This window comes from Nocardioides sp. J9 (genome assembly GCF_007829375.1).
In the GTDB taxonomy this organism is placed as follows: Bacteria; Actinomycetota; Actinomycetes; order Propionibacteriales; family Nocardioidaceae; genus Nocardioides.
In genome coordinates, this window is the sequence record NZ_VLJQ01000014.1 from 1 (window position 1) to 6,624 (window position 6,624).

4 protein-coding genes are annotated in these 6,624 nt (G+C 71.6%); 2 read left to right on the plus strand and 2 right to left on the minus strand.

All coding sequences use genetic code 11. The features are described 5' to 3' along the window. Positions 1-203 (minus strand): hypothetical protein (locus L615_RS02150; RefSeq protein WP_145723956.1); only part of this gene is annotated, 203 nt, incomplete at its 3' end. Positions 204-943: 740 nt separating this feature from the next. On the opposite strand from L615_RS02150, the gene L615_RS02155 reads away from it, so the two are divergent. Next, complete coding sequence (locus L615_RS02155) at positions 944-2,527, plus strand: MFS transporter (protein WP_145723957.1); 1,584 nt, start codon at positions 944-946, stop codon at positions 2,525-2,527. A 69-nt stretch (positions 2,528-2,596) separates the two neighbouring features. On the opposite strand, the gene gdhA is transcribed toward L615_RS02155, so the two are convergent. Further along, positions 2,597-3,937 (minus strand): NADP-specific glutamate dehydrogenase, encoded by a 1,341-nt coding sequence (gdhA, locus tag L615_RS02160; RefSeq protein WP_186449677.1) that lies wholly within the window; start codon positions 3,935-3,937, stop codon positions 2,597-2,599. A 132-nt stretch (positions 3,938-4,069) separates the two neighbouring features. Between gdhA and L615_RS02165 the strand changes: the two genes are divergently transcribed. Continuing rightward, complete coding sequence (locus L615_RS02165) at positions 4,070-6,139, plus strand: molybdopterin oxidoreductase family protein (protein WP_145723959.1); 2,070 nt, start codon at positions 4,070-4,072, stop codon at positions 6,137-6,139. Positions 6,140-6,624: the final 485 nt, after the last annotated feature.

Below are 6,624 nucleotides of genomic sequence, written 5' to 3' on the forward strand. Positions count from 1 at the left end.
CCGAGCCGTTCGACCGCACACGTCTCAGCCAACCGCTCGGCGGTGCGGAGCAGGGCGGCGTCGAGCAGCCCCTTCGCCGCCGCGATGGCCTCAGCCACCTCSACCGCGTCCTCAGCGGTGAGCTGGTCCCAGTCGGTCTGGGCGAGCTCGGCAGCGCTGGCGGCCAGGGCGGTGGCCGTGGTGAGCGCCGCGGGTGATGACATGTCCTGATTCTACTCGAACACCTGTTCGATCACAAGAGCGAAGAGCGAAGAATCCGCAGGTCAGAGGCGCAATTGTGGCCGGCGGGCGGAGGTAGCCCGCGCCGGCGTCGGCCGCCCAGCCAACCGCAGCCCGACCGCCGGACCCGACCATCCACCCAGCTCGCTCGTCGCTGCCCTTTCGGAACGCAACCACTCACCCACCGAAGCGTCCGGCGATCTCCTCCGACCGAGATCCTCCGATCCGCGAATGAGTCGCCCGCTCCGCCCCGCTAACCGCAGCCCGACAGGCGGACCCGACCGCCTACCCAGCTCCCTCGTCGCTGCCTTTCGGAACGCAGCCACTCGGCCGACCGCAGCCTCCGGCGAGCACTACCTAGTGGAACCCGCCGCGCGAAAGCGGGGTCGACCTCTCTGCCCTGCCATCCGCACCCCGACAGGCGGACCCGACCACCCACCCAGCGTCCTCGTCGCTGCCTTTCGGGACGCAACCACCCGACGACCGCAGCTTCTGGTGATCTCGGCCCACTGAGATCCTCCGTCTCGCGAACGAGCAGCCCGCTCCGCCCTGCCAACCGCACCCCGACAGGCGGAGCCGGGCTCACCCGCCCGTGAGCCGCGTGAGCCCGTGAGACCGAGTTGACGAAACGAAACGATCGGGCGCGTCGGGGCGAAACGAGCGGCGCACAGGATCGAGGTCAGTTTCCGACCCATGCCCGGACCGAGCTGCCAGGAGCCGTGCCATGACACTGACCACCAACCAGGGTCCCGACGAGTCCGTCGTCGCGGGGCCGAGTCCCGCCAGGGAGCGCCGGTCCGGCCGGTGGATCGAGGACTGGCGCCCCGAGGACAAGGAGTTCTGGGAGACGACGGGCGCACCGATCGCCCGGCGCAACCTGATCTGGTCGATCTTCGCCGAGCACCTCGGCTTCTCCGTGTGGCTGATCTGGAGCGTCTCGTCGGCGTTCCTGGTCGCGCAGGGCTTCGCGTTCAGCATCGAGCAGCTGTTCTTCCTCATCGCGATCCCCAACCTGGTGGGCTCCCTGCTGCGGGTGCCCTACACCCTGGCGGTGCCGAAGTTCGGCGGGCGCAACTGGACGATGATCAGCGCGAGCCTGCTGCTCGTGCCCACCCTGGGCTTCGCGTACGCCGTCACGAACCCGGCGACGCCGTACTGGGTCTTCTGCGTCATCGCCGCGACGGCCGGCTTCGGTGGCGGCAACTTCGCCAGCTCGATGGCCAACATCAACTTCTTCTACCCGGCGGACAAGAAGGGTGCGGCGCTCGGGCTGAACGCGGCGGGCGGCAACCTGGGCGTCTCGCTGATCCAGTTCTTCCTGCCCGTCCTCGTCGGTGGCGCGGGCATCTTCGGGCTGGTCAAGGCGTCGGAGGGCGGCATCCACCTGGAGCGGGCGGCGTGGGTCTACGCGGGCCTCGCGGTCGTCGCGACGCTGGCGGCGTTCTTCTTCATGGACAACCTGGTCGGCGCGCGGTCCAACCCGCGCGAGCAGCTCAGCGTCCTGAAGGAGAAGCAGACCTGGATCATGTCGTTCCTCTACATCGGCACCTTCGGCTCGTTCATCGGCTACTCCGCCGCGATGCCGCTGCTGATCAAGGTGAACTTCTGGCGCCAGCCGCTGCCGTCGATCACGGGCATCGGCATCAACTTCGCCTTCTACGCCTTCCTCGGCGCCCTGGTCGGCTCGATGGCCCGCCCGCTGGGCGGCTGGCTCGCCGACAGGTACGGCGGCGCGCGGATCACGCTCGTCGCGTTCGGCGGCATGATCGCCAGCACCCTGCTCGTGCTGTTCACGCTCAGCCGGCTGACCGTGCTCCCGCCCGCGCCGGACAAGGCGCAGGTCGCGAAGATCGCCGAGGACCCGTCGTCCTTCCAGTTCCCCGACGCGGTGGTGAGGGCGATCGACGCCAACCAGGAGGTCTTCCCGTTCTTCCTCGGCGCCTTCCTGCTGGTCTTCGTGTTCAGCGGGATCGGCAACGGCTCGACCTACAAGATGATCCCCGCCATCTTCCGCAAGGACGCGCTCCGCGCGACCGCCGAGGGCACGCCGGAGCGCGAGCTCGCGCTGATGACGCAGGGCAAGAAGGCCTCGGCCGCGATCGGCATCATCGGGGCGGTCGGCGCCGTCGGTGGCTTCCTCATCCCGATCACGTTCAACAGCCCGTGGGTGACCGAGCCGCTGGCCGCCACGAAGAACGCCTTCTGGATCTTCACGGCGTTCTACGTGGCGTGCGCGGTCGTCACCTGGGCGGTCTACCTCCGCAAGCGCTCGGGCGCTGCTGCGGACAAGGGGTACGTCGGCGTCTGACCCGGCAACGGCGCCGGGACGGGTCCGGGCGCACCCCCACCGGTGGCCGGCGTGCTGCGGCGCCGGGTGTCAGATGACGCCCAGCGCCAGCATCGCGTCGGCCACCTGGATGAAGCCCGCGATGTTCGCGCCGGCGACGTAGCTGCCGGGCTGGCCGTAGGCGTCGGCTGTCTCCAGGCAGCGGTCGTGGATGCGGACCATCGTCTCCTGCAGGCGCGACTCGGTGTAGTCGAAGGACCACGAGTCGCGCGACGCGTTCTGCTGCATCTCCAGGGCGCTGGTCGCCACGCCGCCGGCGTTCGCGGCCTTGCCGGGCGCGAACGAGACGCCGGCCTCGGTGAGCACCCGCACCGCCTCCGGGGTGCACGGCATGTTGGCGCCCTCGGCGACGACGGTGCAGCCGTTGCGGACCAGCGTGGCCGCAGCAGCCTCGTCCAGCTCGTTCTGGGTCGCGCAGGGCAGCGCGATGTCGCACGGCACGTCCCACACCGAGCCGCCGGCGACGAAGGTCGCGGAGTCGCCGCGCTTCTCGGCGTAGGTGTCGATCCGGGCGCGCTGGACCTCCTTGACCTCCTTGAGGAGCTCGAGGTCGATGCCGGCCTCGTCGACGACGTAGCCGCTGGAGTCGGAGCAGGCGACGACCGTGGCGCCGAGGGCGGCGGCCTTCTCGATCGCGTAGATGGCCACGTTGCCGGAGCCGGAGACGACGACCTTGGTCCCGTCGAGCGAGGTGCCGCGGGCCTTGAGGATCTCCTGGGCGAAGTAGACCGTGCCGTAGCCGGTCGCCTCGGTGCGCACCAGCGAGCCGCCCCAGCTGATGCCCTTGCCGGTGAGCACGCCGGACTCGTAGCGGTTCGTGATCCGCTTGTACTGCCCGAACATGTAGCCGATCTCCCGGCCACCGACGCCGATGTCACCGGCCGGGACGTCGGTGTGCTCGCCGATGTGGCGGTAGAGCTCGGTCATGAACGACTGGCAGAAGCGCATGACCTCGGCGTCGCTGCGACCCTTCGGGTCGAAGTCCGAGCCGCCCTTGCCGCCGCCGATCGGCATGCCGGTCAGCGCGTTCTTGAAGATCTGCTCGAAGCCGAGGAACTTGATGATGCCGAGGTAGACCGACGGGTGGAAGCGCAGGCCGCCCTTGTAGGGCCCGAGCGCGGAGTTGAATTCCACCCGGAAGCCGCGGTTGAGCTGCACCTGGCCGTTGTCGTCCACCCACGGGACGCGGAAGATGATCTGCCGCTCGGGCTCGCAGATGCGCCGGATGATCGCGGCGTCGGCGTACTCGGGGTGGAGCCGTACGACGGGGTCCAGGCTCTCGAGGAGCTCGCGGGTCGCCTGGTGGAACTCGTCCTCGCCGGGGTTGCGGGCGAGCACCTCGTCGAAGATCGGCTGCAGGGTCTCGTTCAGTGCCACGCCCTACACGGTCTCACCGCCCGGCCGGAGGCGACGCACCGGGTCCCGTGAGGACGTGAGGAGATGTTGACGTCCGCGCATTCCGTGCTCCGGTGACCCGAAACCGCGACGCCGTGGAATGGGAGCATGAGCGCGACCCCTACCCACTGCCCCTACTGCAGCCTCCAGTGCGGGATGAAGGTCCAGCGCAAGGGGCGCGCGGGCATCGAGGTCGCCGCGTGGGAGCAGTTCCCCGTCAACGAGGGCGCGCTGTGCCGCAAGGGCTGGACGGCCGGCGAGCTGCGCGGCACCCGTGAGCGGTTGACCACCCCGTTGGTGCGCGACCGGGCGACCGGCGAGCTCCGCGCGGCCGGGTGGGACGAGGCCCTCGACCTCGTCGCAGGACGGATCACCGCGCTGCAGGCCGAGCACGGCAAGGACACGGTCGCCGTCTTCGGCGGCGGCGGGCTGACGAACGAGAAGTCCTACCAGCTCGGCAAGTTCGCCCGGGTCGCGCTGGGCACCAGCCAGGTCGACTACAACGGCCGCTGGTGCATGAGCTCGGCCGCCAGCGCCGGCAACCAGGCCTTCGGCATCGACCGGGGCCTGCCGTTCCCGCTGGCGGACGTCGAGCAGGCCGACGTCGTCGTGCTCGTCGGCTCCAACATGGCCGAGACCATGCCGCCCGCGGCCCGCCACCTCGACCGCCTGCGCGAGCGCGGCGGCAAGGTCGTCGTCGTCGACCCGCGGCTCACCCCGACCGGCGAGCGGGCCGACCTCTTCCTCCAGCCCGTCCCGGGCACCGACCTCGCGCTCGCCCTCGGCGTGCTGCACCTGCTCGACGCGCAGGGCGCCGTGGACGAGGAGTACGTCGCCCGTCGTACCACCGGCTTCGAGGAGGTCCGCCGCTCCGTCGCTGCCTGGTGGCCCGAGCGGGTCGAGCGCACCACCGGGATCGCCACCGACGAGCTGCGCGCGCTGGTCGACCTGCTCGCCGGGTCCGAGCGGGTCGTGGTGCTGACCGCCCGCGGTGCCGAGCAGCACGCGCAGGGCACCGCCACCGTCCTGGCGTGGATCAACGTGGCCCTCGCCCTCGGCATGCCCGGCAAGCCGTACGCCGGCTACGGCTGCCTCACCGGCCAGGGCAACGGGCAGGGCGGTCGCGAGCACGGCCAGAAGGCCGACCAGCTGCCCGGCTACCGGATGATCGACGACCCCGCCGCCCGGGCGCACGTCGCCGCGGTGTGGGGCGTCGACCCCGACTCGCTGCCCGGCAAGGGCCGCTCCGCCTACGAGCTCCTCGACTCCCTCGGCGACGGCGGCGGCCCGCGGGCGCTGCTCGTCCTCGGCTCCAACATCGTGGTCTCCGCGCCGAACGCCACCCACGTCACGCAGCGGCTCGAGTCCCTCGACCTGCTCGTCGTCTGCGACATCGTGATGTCCGAGACCGCCGCGCTCGCCGACGTCGTGCTGCCGATCACCCAGTGGGCCGAGGAGAGCGGCACGATGACCAACCTCGAGGGCCGCGTCATCCTGCGCCAGCGCGCCGTCGCCCCGCCCGACGGCGTCCGCAGCGACCTCGACGTCATCGCCGGCCTCGCCGAGCGGCTCGGCTCGCCCGTGCCGTTCTCGACCGACCCGCAGGAGGTGTTCGCCGAGCTCGGCCGGGCGTCGGCCGGCGGCAAGGCCGACTACTCGGGCATCACCTGGGAGCGGATCGCCGCCGAGCAGGGCGTCTTCTGGCCGTGCCCGGCCGTCGCCGACGGCGAGCAGCCGCACCCCGGCACCCCGCGCCTGTTCGCCGACTCCTTCGCCACGCCCGACGGCCGCGCCCGCTTCCTGGTCACGGAGTTCGCCGGCGCCGCGGAGCAGCCCGACCCGGCCTACCCCCTCCACCTGACGACCGGCCGCGTCCTCGCGCAGTACCAGTCCGGCGCCCAGACCCGCCGCATCCGCTCCCTCCCCGACGAGGGCGCCTTCGTCGAGATGCACCCGATGCTCGCCGACCGGATCGGCGCCCACGACGGTGCTCCGGTCGTCGTGCGCACCCGCCGCGGCGAGATGAAGGCCCCCGCCCGCGTGGTGCCGACCATCCGCCCCGACACGGTCTTCGTCCCCTTCCACTGGGTCGGCGCCAACCGGCTCACCAACGACGCCCTCGACCCCTCCAGCCGGATGCCGGAGTTCAAGGTCTGCGCTGCTGACGTGCTCGTTTGATCGCGCGAGCGTGTCGCCTGTCGAGGGCGCGCGCAGGCACTCGCTGGCGCTCGGCCCGCACTTGCCCTCGACGCGGGCGCCAGGCAGCCGCGCCGCGGTTGCCTCCGGTGGGTGGCACAGTCCGCCTGGCGGCGAGCCTTGGGCTTCGCCGTAGTCCCGGTGGTTGAGGTGCGACGAGCGCCAGCGAGGAGCCTCGAAACCTCCGGGCCTGCGGGCCGGACTGTGGTGGGCACAGCCGGGTGCATCGTGGCCGGTGGTTTCGAGGCTCGGCGCTGGGGCGCCTCGCACCTCAACCACCGGCGGCTCGGTGGGCGTGGCTGCTGGTCATGCGCCTGACCCCCGGTGGTTGAGGTGCGACGAGCGCCAGCGAGGAGCCTCGCGGCGCTGTCGGCGAGCGTGTCGCCTGTCGAGGGCGCGCAGGCACTCGCTGGCGCTCGGCCCGCACTTGCCCTCGACGCGCCTCCGGCGCGGGCGCCACGCTGCCG